Origin of the sequence: Tractidigestivibacter sp., assembly GCF_050946515.1 — a bacterium.
Classification (GTDB): Bacteria; Actinomycetota; Coriobacteriia; order Coriobacteriales; family Atopobiaceae; genus Tractidigestivibacter.
In genome coordinates this window covers 1-16,907 of the sequence record NZ_JBMNUX010000008.1, presented here as the reverse complement: position 1 = coordinate 16,907, position 16,907 = coordinate 1, and the positions used below count along the sequence as shown (strand labels likewise).

19 protein-coding genes are annotated in these 16,907 nt (G+C 61.0%); all 19 read left to right on the top strand.

Features of this window, described 5'->3' with window-relative positions:
- Position 1 precedes the first annotated feature (1 nt).
- The 19 genes from ACOYJL_RS06180 to rplX all read left to right on the top strand — a co-directional run bounded on the left by ACOYJL_RS06180 (position 2) and on the right by rplX (position 16,354).
- The gene (locus ACOYJL_RS06180) at positions 2-4,453 is read left to right on the top strand and encodes a DNA-directed RNA polymerase subunit beta' (RefSeq protein ID WP_433569351.1); all 4,452 of its coding nucleotides are present in this window, start codon (positions 2-4) and stop codon (positions 4,451-4,453) included.
- A gap of 160 nt (positions 4,454-4,613) precedes the next feature.
- Entirely contained in the window at positions 4,614-4,964 is a 351-nt protein-coding gene (locus tag ACOYJL_RS06175; RefSeq protein WP_433569350.1) for an ArsR/SmtB family transcription factor, read from the top strand.
- A gap of 1,165 nt (positions 4,965-6,129) precedes the next feature.
- Positions 6,130-6,501 (top strand): 30S ribosomal protein S12, encoded by a 372-nt coding sequence (rpsL, locus tag ACOYJL_RS06170; protein WP_433569349.1) that lies wholly within the window; start codon positions 6,130-6,132, stop codon positions 6,499-6,501.
- Between the two features lie 42 nt (positions 6,502-6,543).
- Entirely contained in the window at positions 6,544-7,014 is a 471-nt protein-coding gene (gene rpsG / locus ACOYJL_RS06165; protein WP_433569348.1) for a 30S ribosomal protein S7, read from the top strand.
- A gap of 18 nt (positions 7,015-7,032) precedes the next feature.
- Positions 7,033-9,129 (top strand): elongation factor G, encoded by a 2,097-nt coding sequence (fusA, locus tag ACOYJL_RS06160; RefSeq protein ID WP_433569347.1) that lies wholly within the window; start codon positions 7,033-7,035, stop codon positions 9,127-9,129.
- 40 nt (positions 9,130-9,169) lie between these two features.
- Positions 9,170-9,478, top strand: a complete 309-nt coding sequence (gene rpsJ / locus ACOYJL_RS06155) for a 30S ribosomal protein S10 (protein ID WP_326832150.1) — start codon at positions 9,170-9,172, stop codon at positions 9,476-9,478.
- Positions 9,479-9,733: 255 nt separating this feature from the next.
- Positions 9,734-10,468 (top strand): zinc ribbon domain-containing protein, encoded by a 735-nt coding sequence (locus ACOYJL_RS06150; protein WP_433569346.1) that lies wholly within the window; start codon positions 9,734-9,736, stop codon positions 10,466-10,468.
- A gap of 233 nt (positions 10,469-10,701) precedes the next feature.
- Positions 10,702-11,322, top strand: a complete 621-nt coding sequence (rplC, locus tag ACOYJL_RS06145; protein ID WP_433569345.1) for a 50S ribosomal protein L3 — start codon at positions 10,702-10,704, stop codon at positions 11,320-11,322.
- A 43-nt stretch (positions 11,323-11,365) separates the two neighbouring features.
- The gene (gene rplD, locus ACOYJL_RS06140) at positions 11,366-11,992 is read left to right on the top strand and encodes a 50S ribosomal protein L4 (protein WP_433569344.1); all 627 of its coding nucleotides are present in this window, start codon (positions 11,366-11,368) and stop codon (positions 11,990-11,992) included.
- Entirely contained in the window at positions 11,992-12,300 is a 309-nt protein-coding gene (gene rplW / locus ACOYJL_RS06135; RefSeq protein WP_433569343.1) for a 50S ribosomal protein L23, read from the top strand. Before rplD ends, rplW begins: the two co-directional genes overlap by 1 nt.
- A gap of 124 nt (positions 12,301-12,424) precedes the next feature.
- A complete protein-coding gene (gene rplB / locus ACOYJL_RS06130) occupies positions 12,425-13,261 on the top strand; it encodes a 50S ribosomal protein L2 (RefSeq protein ID WP_433569342.1) in 837 nt (278 codons plus the stop codon).
- Positions 13,262-13,291: 30 nt separating this feature from the next.
- The gene (rpsS, locus tag ACOYJL_RS06125) at positions 13,292-13,552 is read left to right on the top strand and encodes a 30S ribosomal protein S19 (RefSeq protein WP_433569341.1); all 261 of its coding nucleotides are present in this window, start codon (positions 13,292-13,294) and stop codon (positions 13,550-13,552) included.
- Between the two features lie 14 nt (positions 13,553-13,566).
- The gene (gene rplV / locus ACOYJL_RS06120; RefSeq protein WP_433569340.1) at positions 13,567-13,932 is read left to right on the top strand and encodes a 50S ribosomal protein L22; all 366 of its coding nucleotides are present in this window, start codon (positions 13,567-13,569) and stop codon (positions 13,930-13,932) included.
- A 7-nt stretch (positions 13,933-13,939) separates the two neighbouring features.
- Positions 13,940-14,650: a 30S ribosomal protein S3 gene (gene rpsC, locus ACOYJL_RS06115; RefSeq protein ID WP_433569339.1), complete on the top strand. Its 711-nt coding sequence runs from the start codon at positions 13,940-13,942 to the stop codon at positions 14,648-14,650.
- The gene (gene rplP / locus ACOYJL_RS06110; protein WP_433569338.1) at positions 14,650-15,078 is read left to right on the top strand and encodes a 50S ribosomal protein L16; all 429 of its coding nucleotides are present in this window, start codon (positions 14,650-14,652) and stop codon (positions 15,076-15,078) included. The genes rpsC and rplP overlap by 1 nt, the downstream gene beginning before the upstream one ends.
- Positions 15,079-15,080: 2 nt before the next feature.
- Positions 15,081-15,296, top strand: coding sequence for a 50S ribosomal protein L29 (gene rpmC, locus ACOYJL_RS06105; protein WP_433569337.1), 216 nt, complete (start codon positions 15,081-15,083; stop codon positions 15,294-15,296).
- 17 nt (positions 15,297-15,313) lie between these two features.
- Entirely contained in the window at positions 15,314-15,580 is a 267-nt protein-coding gene (rpsQ, locus tag ACOYJL_RS06100; RefSeq protein WP_433569336.1) for a 30S ribosomal protein S17, read from the top strand.
- Between the two features lie 75 nt (positions 15,581-15,655).
- Entirely contained in the window at positions 15,656-16,024 is a 369-nt protein-coding gene (gene rplN, locus ACOYJL_RS06095; RefSeq protein WP_433569335.1) for a 50S ribosomal protein L14, read from the top strand.
- Positions 16,025-16,039: 15 nt separating this feature from the next.
- The gene (gene rplX, locus ACOYJL_RS06090; RefSeq protein ID WP_433569334.1) at positions 16,040-16,354 is read left to right on the top strand and encodes a 50S ribosomal protein L24; all 315 of its coding nucleotides are present in this window, start codon (positions 16,040-16,042) and stop codon (positions 16,352-16,354) included.
- Positions 16,355-16,907 lie beyond the last annotated feature (553 nt).

Below are 16,907 nucleotides of genomic sequence, written 5' to 3'. Positions count from 1 at the left end.
TGTGGCAGACTTCGATACCACCGACTTCGACGCAATCAAGATCTCGCTTGCCTCTGCCGACCAGATTCGCAGCTGGTCCTACGGCGAGGTGAAGAAGCCCGAAACCATCAACTACCGCACCCTCAAGCCCGAGAAGGACGGCCTGTTCTGCGAGAAGATCTTTGGTCCTGTCAAGGACTGGGAGTGCGCCTGCGGCAAGTACAAGGGCATCCGCTTCAAGGGCATCGTCTGCGAGCGCTGCGGCGTTGAGGTGACTACCGCCAAGGTGCGCCGCGAGCGCATGGGCCACATCGAGCTGGCCGCGCCCGTCTCGCACATCTGGTACTTCAAGAGCCCCGCAAGCTTCCCGATGTCCCGCCTGCTCGATATGAAGAGCAAGGACCTCGAGAAGGTCCTCTACTTCGCGAGCTACGTCATCACCTCGGTTGACACCGAGGCACGCGAGGCCGACGCGGAAGACCTCAAAGAGGAGCTCGCTGCCGACCTCGAGGAGCTGGACGCCGAGCGCGACGACCAGATCGAGCGCCTGAAGGAGCAGGGCAAGCCCGCTGACGACGAGTTCAGCGACGTCGAGCCGCTCTCCGAGGAGGAGATTCGTGCTGGCATTGCCGACCTCGAAGAAGAGTACGACGACGAGAAGGCTCTGCGCACCGAGGCATACGAGCAGTTCATGCAGCTTGAGAAGGGCCAGCTCATCGCAGACGAGAGCCTGTTCTCCGAGATGAAGCGCTATTACGGCATCTACTTCAAGGGCGGCATGGGCGCCGAGGCCGTGCGCGAGCTTCTCCGCGGCATCGACCTCGAGAAGGAGGCCGCCGAGCTGCGCGCCATCATCGCCTCCGACGAGTCGCAGAAGCAGAAGCGCGAGAAGGCCATCAAGCGCCTCGAGATCGTCGACGCCTTCCTGAAGGGCGGCAACGACCCCGCCAACATGATTCTGGACGTCATCCCCGTGATCCCGCCCGACCTGCGTCCTATGGTCCAGCTCGACGGCGGTCGCTTCGCTGCGTCTGACCTGAACGACCTCTATCGCCGTGTCATCAACCGCAACAACCGCCTGAAGCGCCTGCTCGACCTCGACGCTCCCGCAATCATCGTCAACAACGAGAAGCGCATGCTGCAGGAGTCTGTCGACGCCCTGTTTGACAATGGTCGTCGCGGTCGTCCGGTCACCGGTCGTGGCGGTCGTCCGCTGAAGTCGCTCGCTGAGGCCCTCAAGGGCAAGCATGGCCGCTTCCGCCAGAACCTGCTGGGCAAGCGCGTCGACTACTCTGGCCGTTCCGTCATCGTCGTCGACCCGCAGCTCAAGCTTCACCAGTGCGGCCTTCCTTCTCAGATGGCGCTCGAGCTCTTCAAGCCCTTCGTGATGCGTCGTCTGGTCGAGCTCGGCAAGGTTGACAACATCAAGGGAGCCAAGCGCGCAATCGACCGCGGCATGCCTGCGGTCTGGGACGTGCTGGAGGAGGTCATCCAGGACCGCCTGGTGCTTCTCAACCGCGCACCTACGCTGCACCGTCTGTCCATCCAGGCCTTTGAGCCGGTCCTCGTTGAGGGCAAGGCCATCCACCTGCACCCGCTCGTGTGCGCGCCGTTCAACGCCGACTTCGACGGCGACCAGATGTCCGTGCACGTGCCCCTGTCGACGCAGGCTCAGACTGAGGCCCGCGTGCTGATGCTGTCCGCAAACAACCTGCGCTCTCCTGCATCCGGCAAGGTCCTCACGGTTCCGTCTCAGGACATGGTCTTTGGCGTCTACTTCCTGACTACTGCTAAGGATGGCGTCAACGGCGAGGGCAAGGTGTTCGCAAACTTTGAGGACGCCCTTCTCGCCATCGACTCGAGCCCCGACCTGAACCTTCAGGCCAAAGTCGTCGTGCGCCTTTCCGCTGCAGATGCCAACACCATCGAAGGAAATCGCAGGATCTTCCGCGTCATGACCGGCAAGGGCGAGTTTGAGGACATCGACGTCACCGACCACTACGCACGTCTCGAGACCACCGTCGGACGCGTCATCTTCAACCGTCAGTGCCTGCCGCCCGACTATCCGTTCATCAACTACAAGATGGTCAAGAGCGACATCGCTACGCTGGTCAACGACTGCTGCGACCGTTACTCCACCTCGGACGTCGAGCCGATTCTGGACGCCATCAAGTCCGTCGGCTTCCACTACGCTACCGTGGCTGGCCTGACTGTCTCCGTCTGGGATGCAATCATCCCCGAGGACAAGCCCCTGCTTCTTGACGAGGCGCAGGAGAGGGTCGACGCCATCAACGACAACTACGAGAACGGCCTGCTCGCTGAGAAGGAGCGCCACCGCGAGGTCGTCGAAGAGTGGACCAACTGCACCGAGACGCTGGGCACCGAGATGCTGGCCGGCTTTGCCGAGGACAACCCCATTTACATGATGGCTGACTCCGGCGCACGTGGCTCTAAGACGCAGCTTCGCCAGCTCGCTGGCATGCGCGGCCTTATGGCCGATATGTCCGGCGACACCATCGACCTGCCCATTAAGGCAAACTTCCGCGAGGGGCTTCAGCCGCTCGAGTACTTCATCTCGACCTACGGCGCCCGTAAGGGCCTCGTGGACACGGCGTCGCACACCTCTGACTCTGGCTACCTGACCCGTCGACTCGTCGACGTTGCCCAGGACGTCATTGTCCGCGAGGAGGACTGTGGGACCGACGAGGCCGTCACCTACCCGCTCATCAAGCCGGGCGAGGTGGACGTCGACACCGACCTCATTGGCCGCTGCACGCTTCATGACATCGTTGACCCGCAGACGGGCGAGGTCCTTATCCCGAAGGACGGCTACATCGAGTCCAAGGACGACCTCAAGATGCTCGTGGCGCATGGCCTCAAGAAGGTCGAGCTTCGCGCGCTGCTCACCTGCAAGTCAAAGTACGGCGTCTGCCAGAAGTGCTACGGCTGGGATCTGTCCACCCGTCGCCCTGTCAACATCGGCACGGCCGTGGGCATCATCGCAGCCCAGTCGATTGGCGAGCCCGGCACTCAGCTGACCATGCGTACCATTCACTCCGGCGGCGTCGCTGGCGCCGACGACATTACGCAGGGTCTCCCTACCGTTGCTCGTATGTTCGACGTCGTCGGCAACGTCAACGAGAAGATCCTGGGCCGCGAGGCCGACCTTGCGCCTGTCTCTGGCAAGCTCCAGATCACTCCTGAGCAGACCGAGTACCTCATCCGCATCCTGGATTCAGACGACAACTCCCGCATCCTCGAGGAGTGGCGCATCCCTGCCTCCGCCAGCTTCATGCCTGGCATGGAGGACGGCGCCGAGGTTCGCGCTGGCGACCAGATCACGCGCGGCTTCGTCAACTTCCGCAAGCTCCGCAAGCTCACGGACATCGAGTCGACGATGCACACCTTCGTCGCTTCGGTCAAGGACGTCTACACCTCCCAGGGCGTTGATCTGAACGACAAGCACATCGAGGTCATTGCTCGCCAGATGCTGCGCCGCGTCCAGGTCACCAACCCCGGCGACTCTCAGTACCTGCTTGGCCAGTACGTCGACCGCTATGTCTTTGCCGAGACGGTCCGCAATATCACGCTGGCTGGCGGCACGCCGCCCGAGGCCGAGCCTGTTATCCTTGGCACCCTCAAGGTTGCAAGCTCCATCGACTCCTGGCTGTCCAGCGCCTCGTTCATTCGCACGGCTGGCGTCCTCACCGAGGCGTCTATCGCCGGCGAGGTTGACAACCTGCTCGACCTCAAGTCCAACGTCATCGTGGGCAAGAAGATCCCGGCTGGCACCGGTCTTCCCGCCTACCAGAACGTCGAGCTCACCTATCGCGGCACCAAGATCGACGGTCCCACCTCCCCCATGGCCAAGAGCCTTCCCGAGTGGGCGCCCGACGAGCTCAAGGGCATCGAGGAACAGCTGCCCAAGCAGCTTGACTGGGTTGGCGACGAATATGGCTATGGCGGGGTGTACTCCAAGAACGGTCGCACCCTGTCCAGCGAGGACGCGAAGTTGTACCTGTTCGATGACCTCGGAGTGTCACAGCGCTGGACCAACAAGTTCAGCGAGGTCGGCATCGAGACCGTCGGCGACCTTATCGGCAAGACCGAGGACGACCTGCTGCGCATCGATGGCATCGGTGCCAAGGCCATCGAGGAACTTCGCGACGGCCTTGAGGCTCGCGGCCTTCTCTACATACTCGAGCCCGAGGAGGACGAGGCGGATTCTGAGGACCTCTCTCAGCTGCTGAACATGGTTTTCTCGCCTGATGCCGACTCTGACATCATGCTGGGCACCGCCGCGCCTGCCAAGCATCACTACGACGACGAGCTCATTGGCGGCTCTACCGATACGTCGAACAACTCTGACGTCATCAACGAGGACCTTGGCTCTCTTGACGACCTTCTCTCTCAGGTCGTGAAGCAGGAGTCTGAGAGCGACGACGACAGCAACAAGGACGACGACAACGAGTAAAGCTTGTTCGTCTTGGCGTGCGCTATGCGCCGAGCGAGCTCGTGTCCAACCCGCAAGTTTTTGTTCAGCCTCCCACCCATTTGCGGTGGGGGGCTGTTTTTTGTGCTCGAACCGCCGGCAGGTATAATTTTTTTCTAGTCAGACAACGGGTGGAGCGCACATGAATGACAGCTGTAGCAAGAAGATCTTGACCCAATACCTCAGCAACGACGACGTGGTGTACGACGCCACGCAGATATTCGATGCCCTTTCGGACCTCACGCGATTCCAGATTTTGGGGGCACTTTCGCTCGGCGATAAGGGCGTCTCGGAGCTGCAGGAATACTGCTCAGTGTCCCAGTCTGCCATTTCGCACCAGCTTAGGCTGCTCAGAGATCGCGGCCTTGTGACCGCGCGCCGCGAGGGCCAGCGCGTGATTTACTCTCTCGCCGACGAACATGTGACCACGCTGATCTCAGTTGGTCTCGTGCACGCTTCCGAGAACGCTCACCCCGAAACTGCCGAGGAATAAGCCCGCAAACCGCCCCGCCATGTTGTCTCTGCCAACTTGCACGACTTCTGATGCCCGCACAACGGACCGCTGCAACCAGCCTACCAAGTTTTGCGAGTTCTGATGCCCGCACATTGGGGGGCTGCCAGGTTGCGCGAGTTCTGATGCCCGCACATTGGGGCTGCCAGGTTGCGCGACTTCTGATGCTGGGCCATGCCAGGTTTTGCGACTTCTGATGCCCGTTTTGCCTAGTTATGCGACCTCTGATGCTCGACCTGCCAACTTGCGCGACTTCTGATGCCGCAAAAGTCGCGCAAGTTGGCAAAGAGACATCGTGTGGGGCTGCCGAAGAGAGACATCGTGTGGGGATGCCGATAAAGTAGTCCCTCGCATTGTGTGGAGCGCACTTTTCCGCCAGAGCTCCTACCTGGTGCTTCTCTTGGGCCTGGCATTCATCGTGTGGGTCGCCGAGAAAGGTCATGGCTGCTGGTCTCATTGTGTGGGGCTTCTCGCCCTCAAGATGGGCTCTCGACGAGAAGACCTTTACAAATTCGCAGGTAGAAAAATGGCACATACGCAATGCCATTTAGAGCGGTCCTACACGATGGAGGCGGTCCATATGGTAATCTGTGCAGTCCCGCACGATGCTGCTTGCGAGCAGCAAAAACTCACGCAGCCCCCGCACAATGGAAGTGAGCGCTATTTTGCAGTCCCACACAACGGGGGACGTCGCGCGCACTGCCAGATTCTGCGACCTCTGATGCTCGGCGCTGCCAAGTTGTGCGACTTCTGATGCCGCAGTTGCCACTTTGTGCGACCTCTGATGCCCGGCCTGCCAACTTGCGCGAGTTCTGATGCCGCAAAAGTCGCACAACCTGGCAGGCGAGCAGGCAAGGCCTGAGCGGTCTGTGTTGTGGGGAAGGTGAAAATCCTAGCGGTGCCCGAACGGCTTCGCGCCCGAACGACCGCCCGTCAGATAGCCGCCTGCCCAGCAACCGTGCAGAAAGCGAAAGCTCTATCCTCTGTGAAAGGTACGTGTAGGAAGGATACGCCCGGCACCGTGGCGTTTTGACATCTGCGGTTATCGCGCGTAATGTTTCATCTCGCGCCAATCCAGGGCAGCGGTGCTGCGTTGCCCTTCATATTAGGCGAAATTGCACGTAGATAGGTATGAAGGAGAAGAACTTTGCCTACCATCAACCAGCTTGTCCGTCACGGTCGCGTGAGCGCCAAGGCTAAGTCCAAGAACGCCGCCCTCCAGCACAACCCCCAGAAGCGCGGTGTCTGCACCCGTGTCTTCACCACCACCCCCAAGAAGCCTAACTCTGCCCTTCGTAAGGTCGCCCGTGTCCGTCTTGTCAACGGCATCGAGGTCACTGCGTACATCCCGGGCGAGGGTCACAACCTCCAGGAGCACTCCATCGTGCTGATCCGTGGCGGTCGTGTCCGTGACCTGCCTGGCGTTCGTTACAAGATCATCCGTGGTGCTTACGACTGCGCCGCAGTCCAGAACCGCAAGAAGGCCCGTTCTCGCTACGGCGCCAAGCGCGGCAAGTAAGCCAAACCTGCATCAAAAGACCGATTTCTGAGGAGATACAACATGCCGCGTCGTGCAGCAGCAGTGCGTCGTGAGGTTCAGCCTGACGCCGTCTACAACAACCGTCTCGTGACCCAGCTCATCAACAAGGTCCTCCTTGATGGCAAGCGTTCCACCGCTGAGCGCATCGTCTATAGCGCCTTTGACATCGTCAAGGAGAAGACCGGCGAGGATCCGCTGGCTGTCTTCAAGAAGGCAATGGACAACATCCGCCCGACCCTCGAGGTCAAGCCTCGCCGTGTCGGTGGTGCTACCTACCAGGTCCCTATGGAGGTCAACTCCCGCCGTGCAACCACGCTGGCAATCCGCTGGCTTGTCAACTTCTCGCGTGCTCGCAAGGAGAAGACCATGGCAGAGCGCCTCGCCAATGAGATCATCGACGCCTCCAATGGCGTTGGCGCTTCCGTTAAGCGTCGCGAGGACCTCTTCAAGATGGCAGAGGCTAACCGCGCATTCTCTCATTACCGCTTCTAATTCGGGGGAGAGCATTACATGGCAAAGATGAAATACAAGCTCGAAGACCTTCGTAACATCGGCATCATGGCCCATATCGATGCCGGTAAGACGACGACCACCGAGCGAATCCTTTACTACACCGGCAAGACCCACAAGATCGGCGAGGTCCACGATGGCGCGGCCACGATGGACTGGATGGTTCAGGAGCAGGAGCGCGGCGTCACCATCACTTCCGCTGCCACCACGTGCTTCTGGAAGGACCACGTCATCCAGATCATCGACACCCCGGGTCACGTCGACTTCACCGCTGAGGTCGAGCGCTGCCTGCGCGTCCTCGATGGCGCTGTGGCCGTCTTCGACGCCGTCGCTGGCGTCCAGCCGCAGTCCGAGACCGTCTGGCGCCAGGCTGCCAAGTACAACGTCCCCCGCATCGCCTTCATCAACAAGTTCGACCGCGTTGGCGCCGATTTCTTCCACGCCATCGATACCATGAAGGAGCGCCTCTCCGCTCCTGCCGTGGCCGCGCAGATCCCCATGGGCGCCGAGTCCAACTTCTGGGGCCTTGTCGACCTGGTCACCATGACCGCGTGGGACTTCAAGGAAGACGCCAAGGGCATGATCTACCCCGAGCCCATGGATGCCATCCCTGACGAGTTCGTCGACCTTGCCAACGAGAAGCGCGAGGAGCTGCTCGACGCCGCTTCCAACTTCTCCGACGAGCTCATGGAGGCCATCCTTGAGGACAAGGAGATCCCTGTCCCCATGCTCAAGGCCGCCATCCGCAAGGGCGTCATCGCCAACGAGCTGAACCCCGTCTTCGTGGGCTCTGCCTACAAGAACAAGGGCATCCAGGAGCTGCTCGACGCCGTCGTCGACTACCTGCCCAGCCCGCTCGACGTCCCCGAGATTGACGGCACCAACCTCAAGGGTGAGCCCGAGGTCCGTCACGCCGATCCCAAGGAGCCCTTCTCCGCTCTGGCGTTCAAGATCATGACCGACCCCTACGTCGGCAAGCTCACCTACATCCGCGTGTACTCCGGCCAGGCCGAGGCAGGCTCTTACGTCTACAACTCCGTCAAGGACAACAAGGAGCGCCTGGGCCGCATCCTCGAGATGAACGCCAACGACCGTGTTGACCGTGACGAGTGCTCTGCTGGCGACATCGTTGCATGCGTCGGCCTGAAGAACACCTCCACGGGCGACACCCTCTGCGACGAGAACCACCCCATCGTGCTCGAGTCCATCAAGTTCGCCGACCCCGTCATCGACGTCGCCGTCGAGCCCAAGAGCAAGGCCGAGCAGGAGAAGATGTCCGTTGGCCTTGCCAAGCTGGCTGAGGAGGACCCGACCTTCCGCGTCCACACCGACCAGGAGACCGGCCAGACCATCATCGCTGGCATGGGCGAGCTGCACCTCGAGATTATCGTCGACCGCCTGCGCCGCGAGTTCCACGTCGACTGCAACGTGGGCAAGCCTCAGGTTGCCTACCGCGAGACCGCTGGCCATGCCGTCCAGCACGCCGAGGGCAAGTTCGTCCGCCAGTCCGGCGGCCGCGGCCAGTATGGTCACGCCGTCATCGACATGGAGCCCAACGAGGAGGGCAAGGGCTACGAGTTCGTCAACGCTATCGTCGGCGGCGTGGTCCCCAAGGAGTACATCCCCTCGATCGACAAGGGCATCCAGGAGGCCCTGGAGAGCGGCGTCATCGCCGGCTACCCTGTCGTCGACATCAAGGTGACCTTGGTCGATGGCTCCTACCACGAGGTCGACTCCTCCGAGGCCGCCTTCAAGATTGCCGGTTCCATGGCAATCAAGGACGCCCTTAAGAAGTCCGATCCAGTGCTCCTCGAGCCTGTCGAGTCCGTTGAGGTTGAGACCCCCGAGCAGTACATGGGCGACGTCATGGGCAACCTGTCCTCTCGCCGCGGCAAGATCGAGGGCATGGAGGATCGCCGCGACACCAAGGTCATTCGCGCCAAGGTGCCCCTGGGCGAGATGTTCGGCTACGCTACCGACCTCCGTTCTCAGACGCAGGGTCGTGCAAGCTACACCATGCAGTTTGATTCGTACGAGCCTGTCCCGAAGGCCATCCGCGACGAGATCGTCGCCAAGGCCGGCGGAAGCGCTTCTTAATTAACGACCACGAGCCATAGCTCATATACGGAGGTACAAAGTGTCAAGCCAGAAGATCAGGATTCGCCTCAAGGGCTACGACCACGAGGTCGTCGACCAGTCCGCGAAGCTCATCGTGGACACCGCTCAGAAGACGGGCGCCCGCGTTTCGGGCCCGATTCCTCTGCCCACCGAGCGCAATCTTTACACGGTCATTCGCTCGCCCCATAAGGACAAGGATTCTCGCGAGCAGTTCGAGATGCGCACCCACAAGCGCCTCATCGACATCCTCGACCCTTCGTCCTCGACGGTTGATTCGCTGATGCGTCTCGACCTCCCCGCGGGCGTCGACATCGAGATCAAGCTCTAACTCACGCGAACAAGCGGGGGAGCCCCCGTCTTCCTACGGGCAGCGCGCTGCGCGAAGCTGCCCTCGGGAGACGGGGGCTCCTTGTCTTTGCAAAGGCAGAGTGGCGGTCCTTGATTCGACGCGCTTGGTGGGTTGCAGCATTTTTCGCGTTGTAGGTTTCTTTGGGATGGTGTGAGTCGCTAGAAGGGGACACTGTCGTTGTTAGGTATGCATACAATTGCGAAGGTAGCCGCTTCTGATGAAGGTGATTGAACAATGTATTGTCCTAACTGTGGAGCACGAATCTCAGACAAGGCCAAATTCTGCCCCCGGTGCGGTGCTGCCCTTTCCGACTTTGCCGTGAATACCAACCAGGCAAACCAACCTCGGGAGTCCTATCCGCATGATGCTGGCGCATCGAACGCGGGAGCGCCGCAGAACCCCAACGTCACCCAGAATCCGACTGCGGCGCAAGGCTCGCCTCAGGGCTCTCAGCCTCATGCGGAAGCACATCCCGCAGAGAAGGCGACTCCTGTAGCCAAGGCTGCCAAGGCTCAGTTGGCCAAGAGCATCTTCGTGCTGTCGATTGTCTCCGAGGCGCTTATCGCGCTTTCTGGTATCTTGCCCTTCTACACCGTGGACTCCGTCGACCAGAAGCTGCTTGGCTACGTCAAATACACCGTGTCGCTCTCGGCGCAATCCGACGGCGTGGTGCTGATCCTCTTTGCAATTGTGGCTCTTGCCGTCACCATCATGAAAAAGCATCCTGCTGACTTTGTCCTCACCTGCATATCTGGTGGCTATGCGGCGCTTGAGCTCATCGGAATCTTGATTCTTCAGTCCACCGGGAGCAGCGCAAGCATGGTTGTCGAATACAGCCTGGGCTTTGCCTGCTTGGTCGTTGGCATTGCAGCCGCTGTGGCGGCTATCGCTCTGACCATCATCGATAAGAAGCAGCCGAAGAAGTCCGAGGCATCGAAGGTCACCGACCCTTCCAAGGGCTCAAACTAGCCCTTCTCGCTAGCTATGGATACGCCCGACTCGGTGGAAATGGGAATCCCAGCTCAAAGGCCTAAAAAATTGTGCGAAGAGATTGTGAAGCCGCCCTCGCGCGTATAAACTAGTAGGGCTGCTGAATGGGGCAGGTATGTCTCTGCAGGCAGTTCATACAAGACGTGGTCCGCTGGGGGAGTGCAGAGGAGCTGCACCTAAGGTCCCATGACCACCGAGGGTAAGGAAAGAGCATGGTCAGCACGATTCTTGGCCGTAAGCTCGGTATGACGCAGGTTTGGGACGAGAACGACAATGTCGTCCCTGTCACCGTCATCCAGGCTGGCCCCTGCACTGTCTCGCAGGTCAAGACGAAGGCGACCGACGGCTACGACGCCGTCCAGATCGGCTTCGGAGACATCAAGCCTAAGCATGTCAACAAGCCCATGGCTGGTCACTTCGCCGCCCATGGCGTTGAGCCTATGCGCTATCTGCGCGAGGTCCGCGTCGAGAATGGCGAGGAGCACAAGACCGGCGACGTCATCACCGTTGCCGACTTCGCTGACGTCAAGTCCGTCGACGTCACCGGCACTTCCAAGGGCAAGGGCTTCCAGGGCACCGTTAAGCGCTGGAACTTCTCTCGTGGCCCCATGGCTCACGGCTCCCGCAACCAGCGCAAGCCTGGCTCCATCGGCCAGTGCGCTTATCCCGCGCGCGTCCGCAAGGGCCTGCACATGTATGGTCACATGGGTGACGAGCGCGTCACCGTCAAGAACCTCAAGCTCGTCCGCGTCGATGCCGAGCAGAACATCATGCTCATCAAGGGCGCCGTGCCGGGCGGCAAGAACGCTCTCGTCCAGGTCCGCATGGCCTAAGGGCCCGCGAGCAAGCAGTCGCTTAGGCTAACAAGGAGGACTCATGTCCAAGTACGACATCAAGAACGTCGAGGGGAAGGCGGCCGGCACGGCTGATCTCTCCGATGACGTCTTCGGCATCGAGCCGAACATTCCCGTAATCCACCAGGTGGTGACTTGCCAGGACGCGTGCATGCGCCAGGGCACCCACTCTACCAAGAACCGCCACGAGGTCTCTGGCGGCGGCGTCAAGCCTTGGCGCCAGAAGGGCACTGGCCGTGCCCGCCAGGGCTCCATCCGCGCTGGCCAGTGGGTCGGCGGCGGCGTGATCTTCGGGCCTACGCCCCGCGATCACTCCAAGCGCATCAACAACAAGATGGTCAAGCTTGCCATGCGCTCCGTCCTCTCCGGCAAGGTTGCCGACTCCGAGCTCGTGCTCGTCGACGCCCTTTCCTTCGAGAAGCCGTCCACCAAGCAGGCCCAGCAGGTTATCAACGCCCTCGGACTTGCCGACAAGCGCGTCACCTTGGTTCTGAACGACGACGACATCAACAGCTTCCTGTCGTTCCGCAACATCAATAACGTGACGGTCATTGCCGTTTCTGAGGCAACCACCCGTTACCTGATCGACAACGGCGCTCTTCTCATGACCGCTGACGTCGCGAAGCAGCTCGAGGAGGTGCTTGCGTAATGCAGTCCGCCTACGATGTGATTATCCGCCCCATCGTCTCCGAGCGCTCCTATGGTCTCATGGAGGAGGGCAAGTACACCTTCGAGGTTGCCAAGAAGGCTCCCAAGGAGGAGATTGCTGACGCTGTCGAGAAGCTCTTCGGCGTCCATGTCCTCAAGGTCAACACCATCAACGTGCACAGCAAGTCAAAGCGCGTTCGCTATCAGATGGGCAAGACCCGCAGCTGGAAGAAGGCCATCGTGACGCTCGCTCCTGGCGAGCAGATCGAGATCTTCGCCAACCAGCAGGCAGCATCTGATTCTGAGTAGACAGCATCGCCCGGCTTAGGCCGGGCTGCTTGCCGCGTGTAATGGATACGCGCGGTACCGTGGTATCCGGTGTCGCTCCGCCAATCCCTGAGCGGGGCGGCCAACGGAAGAAGAAGGGAATGAAATGGCAGTTAAGCACCTAAAGCCCACCAGCGCAGGCAGGCGCTTCCAGACTGTCTCGGACTTCGCCGAGATCACGACGGATAAGCCCGAGAAGTCGCTCATCGAGCCTCTGCACAAGAGGGCCGGTCGTAACAACAACGGTCGCGTCACCACCCGTCACCAGGGCGGCGGCAACAAGCGCATGTATCGTCGCATCGACTTCAAGCGTCGCAAGGACAACGTCCCGGCCAAGGTCGCGACCATCGAGTATGACCCCAACCGCTCTGCTCGCATCGCGCTTCTCCACTACGTTGATGGCGCCAAGGCCTACATCCTGGCTCCCGAGGGCCTGAAGGTTGGCGACACCGTCGTCTCTGGCGAGAAGGGCATCGACATCAAGCCCGGCAACTGCATGCCGCTCTCCGAGATTCCCGTCGGCACGCTCGTTCACGCCGTCGAGTTCCAGCCCGGAAAGGGCGCCGCAATGGCTCGCTCCGCCGGCACCTCCGTGCAGCTCATGGGCAAGGACGGCGGCTACGCAATCCTGCGTCTTCCGTCCTCCGAGCTCCGTCGCGTCCTTCTGACCTGCCGCGCAACGATTGGCGAGGTCGGCAACGCCGATCACTCCAACATCGTCGTCGGCAAGGCTGGCCGTTCTCGCTGGGCTGGCGTGCGTCCGACCGTCCGTGGTACCGTCATGAACCCTGTCGACCACCCGCACGGCGGCGGCGAGGGCAAGAACCACACCTCCGGCCGTCCGTCCGTCACCCCGTGGGGCAAGCCGACCAAGGGTTACAAGACGCGTGACCCCAAGAAGGCATCCAACCGTCTCATCATCCGTCGTCGCCGCTCCAAGTAGTCGGCACACGAGTAGTAGGAGATAGAAAGCATGAGCAGAAGTCTCAAGAAGGGCCCGTTCGTGGAGACTCGCCTCCTCGCGCGTGTCACCGCTATGAACGAGTCTGGCAAGAAGGACGTTATCAAGACTTGGTCTCGTTCTTCCACCATCTACCCGGAGATGGTCGGTCACACCATCGCCGTCCACGATGGCCGCAAGCATGTTCCTGTGTACATCACCGAGTCCATGGTCGGTCACAAGCTGGGCGAGTTCGCCCCCACTCGTACGTTCCGTGGCCACAGGGTTGATTAGGGGGTAGTTAGTCAATGGCAAACAACAACGCCAACGCGACTGAGGTCAGGGCTACTGCCCGCTATGTCCGCGTCGCACCGCGCAAGGCGCGCGCCGTCGTGGCCCTCATCCGCAACAAGTCCGTTGCTCAGGCGCTCGAGATTCTTCAGTTTACCAACCGCGCCGCTGCGACCGATGTCGCCAAGGTTCTGCGCTCCGCCATCGCCAATGCCGAGAACAACAACAATCTTCGCGCTGACGACCTCATGGTGAAGTTCGCCTATGTCGACGAGGGTCCCACGCTCAAGCGCATTCGTCCTCGCGCCAAGGGCTCCGCTTCCCGCATCAACAAGCGCACCAGCCACATCACCGTCGTCGTCGCTCCTCGAAAGGAGGCGTAGGGAAAGCATGGGTCAGAAGGTACAGCCTACCGGCTTCCGTCTCGGCATCACCGAGGACTGGCGTTCCCGTTGGTACGCCGATAAGAACTATGCCGAGCAGCTCGGCAACGATCTTGAGATCCGCAAGTACCTGAACAAGCGCCTTGAGAAGGCAGCCGTTTCTCGTGTCGACATCGAGCGCGCTGGCGACAAGGTGAAGGTCACCATCTACACCGCTCGCCCGGGCATCGTCATCGGCAAGAAGGGCGCCGAGATCGACGTCCTGCGCTCCGACCTCGAGAAGGTCGCTAAGGTGGGCAAGGGTCAGGTCAACGTCGACGTCATCGAGGTCAAGCGCCCCGAGCTCGATGCAAACCTGGTTGCTCAGTCCATCGCCGAGCAGCTCGAGCAGCGCGTCGCCTTCCGCCGCGCTATGCGCAAGGCCGTCCAGTCTGCTCGCAAGGCTGGCGCCAAGGGCATTCGTATTCAGTGCTCTGGTCGTCTGAATGGCGCCGAGATGGGTCGTCGTGAGTGGTACCGCGAGGGTCGCGTGCCTCTGCACACCCTTCGCGCCGTCATCGACTTCGGCGAGGCCACCGCTCGCACCACCATGGGAGCTTGCGGAGTCAAGGTTTGGATCTATCACGGCGAGAAGCTGCCTGGTCAGCCCACGCCGACCCCCGCACTCGAGGGCTCTTCTCGTCCTCGCCGCGGTCGTAACGAGAGGAGGGCTCGCTAATGCTCGCACCTAAGCGTGTCCTGCACCGCAAGGTTCAGCGCGGCTCCATGAAGGGCCATGCAAAGGGCAACACCGAGCTGCACTTTGGCGATTGGGGCCTCATGGCCGAGGAGGCTCACTGGATCACCAACCGCCAGATTGAGGCTGCTCGTGTCGCCATCACCCGTGAGATGAAGCGTGGCGGCAAGATCTGGATCACCATCTTCCCGGACAAGCCCATCACCAAGAAGCCGGCTGAGACCCGCATGGGCTCCGGCAAGGGCAACCCCGAGGACTGGGTGGCCGTCGTCAAGCCCGGGCGCATCATGTTCGAGGTCGGCGAGATCGACGAGGCCACGGCCAAGGAGGCCCTGCGCCTTGCCCAGCACAAGCTGCCCATCAAGACCAAGATCGTTTCCCGCGCTTCTCAGGACGGGGAGGACAAGTAACCATGAAGTACAAGGACATTCAGGAGCTCAGCGACGAGGAGCTGGCCAAGAAGCTTGAGGACGGCCGCGCCGAGCTCTTCAACCTCCGTTTCCAGATGGCCACGAGCCAGCTGGACAACACCGCCCGCGTCAAGGCCGTGAAGCGCGACATCGCTCGCGTTCAGACCGAGATTCGTGCCCGTCAGATCGCCGCGGAGAAGTCCGCAGCGCAGAACTAGATCGCAGGAGATAAGAAATGGCTGAGACCGAAAGCAGGAACGCGAGGAAGGTCCGCACCGGGACTGTCGTCTCCATCTCCGGCGACAAGACCGTCACGGTGAGGATTGACTACCGCAAGCACCACCCCAAGTACGGAAAGATGATGACCGTCTCCAAGAAGCTCCACTGCCACGACGAGAAGAACGAGTGTGGCCTTGGCGACCGCGTCACCGTTATGGAAACTCGTCCTCTCTCCAAGACCAAGCGTTGGCGCGTCGTGGAGATCGTCGAGCGTGCCAAGTAAGTATTAATGACGAGCCCAACCCATGTGCGTCGCACCTAGGGCGCACCTCTGGGAGGGCAAACTCGGAGGAACACCATGATTCAGATGGAAACCATGCTCAACGTCGCCGACAACAGCGGCGCTCGACGCGTGAAGTGCATCAAGGTCCTGGGTGGCTCCAAGCGCAGGTACGCCGGCATCGGTGACGTCATCATCTGCGCAGTTCAGGAGGCCACGCCGGGCGGCTCCGTCAAGAAGGGCGACATCGTTCGCTGCGTCGTCGTTCGCACCGTCAAGGAGACGCGCCGCAAGGACGGAAGCTACATCAAGTTTGACCAGAACGCTTGCGTCTTGGTCGACAAGGATGGCGAGCCCAAGGGCACCCGTATCTTCGGGCCTGTCGCTCGTGAGCTTCGCGACCGCAAGTACATGAAGATCGTCTCGCTCGCGCCTGAGACGCTCTAGGGAGTGAGTACGACTATGAAGATGAACGTAAAGAAGGGCGACAAGGTCGTCGTCATTTCCGGCAAGAGCAAGGGCGTCGAGGGCGAGATCCTTCGCTCCATCCCGTCCGAGGGCAAGGTTGTCGTTGAGGGAGCCAACATCGTCAAGAAGGCCGTTCGCCCCAACGCCAATAACCAGCAGGGAGGCATTATCAGCCAGGAGGCTCCCATTGACGTCTCCAACGTCATGCTGATTTGCCCGTCCTGCGGCAAGCCCACCCGCGTTGGTCACGACGTTGACGACAGCGGCAAGAAGGTCCGCGTCTGCAAGAAGTGCGGCGCCAAGTTCTAATTTTTGCCCGTGTTGGAAAGGCTTGACCTTTTGCAGCGAGTTGAAGCTCCCGGTTCGCCCCATGCGGATCGGGAGCTTTTTTCGAAGGATGACGCTTGGTCGCGCGGGAGGCTCTTCTCGGTCCTCGGGAGCCCCACGCAATAGCGGAATGACGGCTCTTCTGCACGCAACGGCTGGGAGACCCCACACAACGTGGCTGGAGCTCCAGACAACGAGGCTCCGGTCCCACACAACGAGGCTCCGGTCCCACACAACGAGACTCCGGTCCCACACAACGAGGCTCCGGTCCCACACAACAGAGCGCTGCCAGGTTGCGCGACTTTTGCAGCATCAGAAGTCGCGCAACCTGGCATGTCGGTCATCAGAAGTCGCATAACCTGGCAAAACGGGCATCAGAAGCCGCAAAACCTGGCATGGCCCAGCATCAGAAGTCGCGCAACCTGGCAGCCCCCCAATGTGCGGGCATCAGAAGTCGCGGAACTTGGCGGCGTCGGGCATCAGAACTCGCGTAACATGGCAGCGCACGTCGTGCGGGCATCAGAACTCGCGTAAC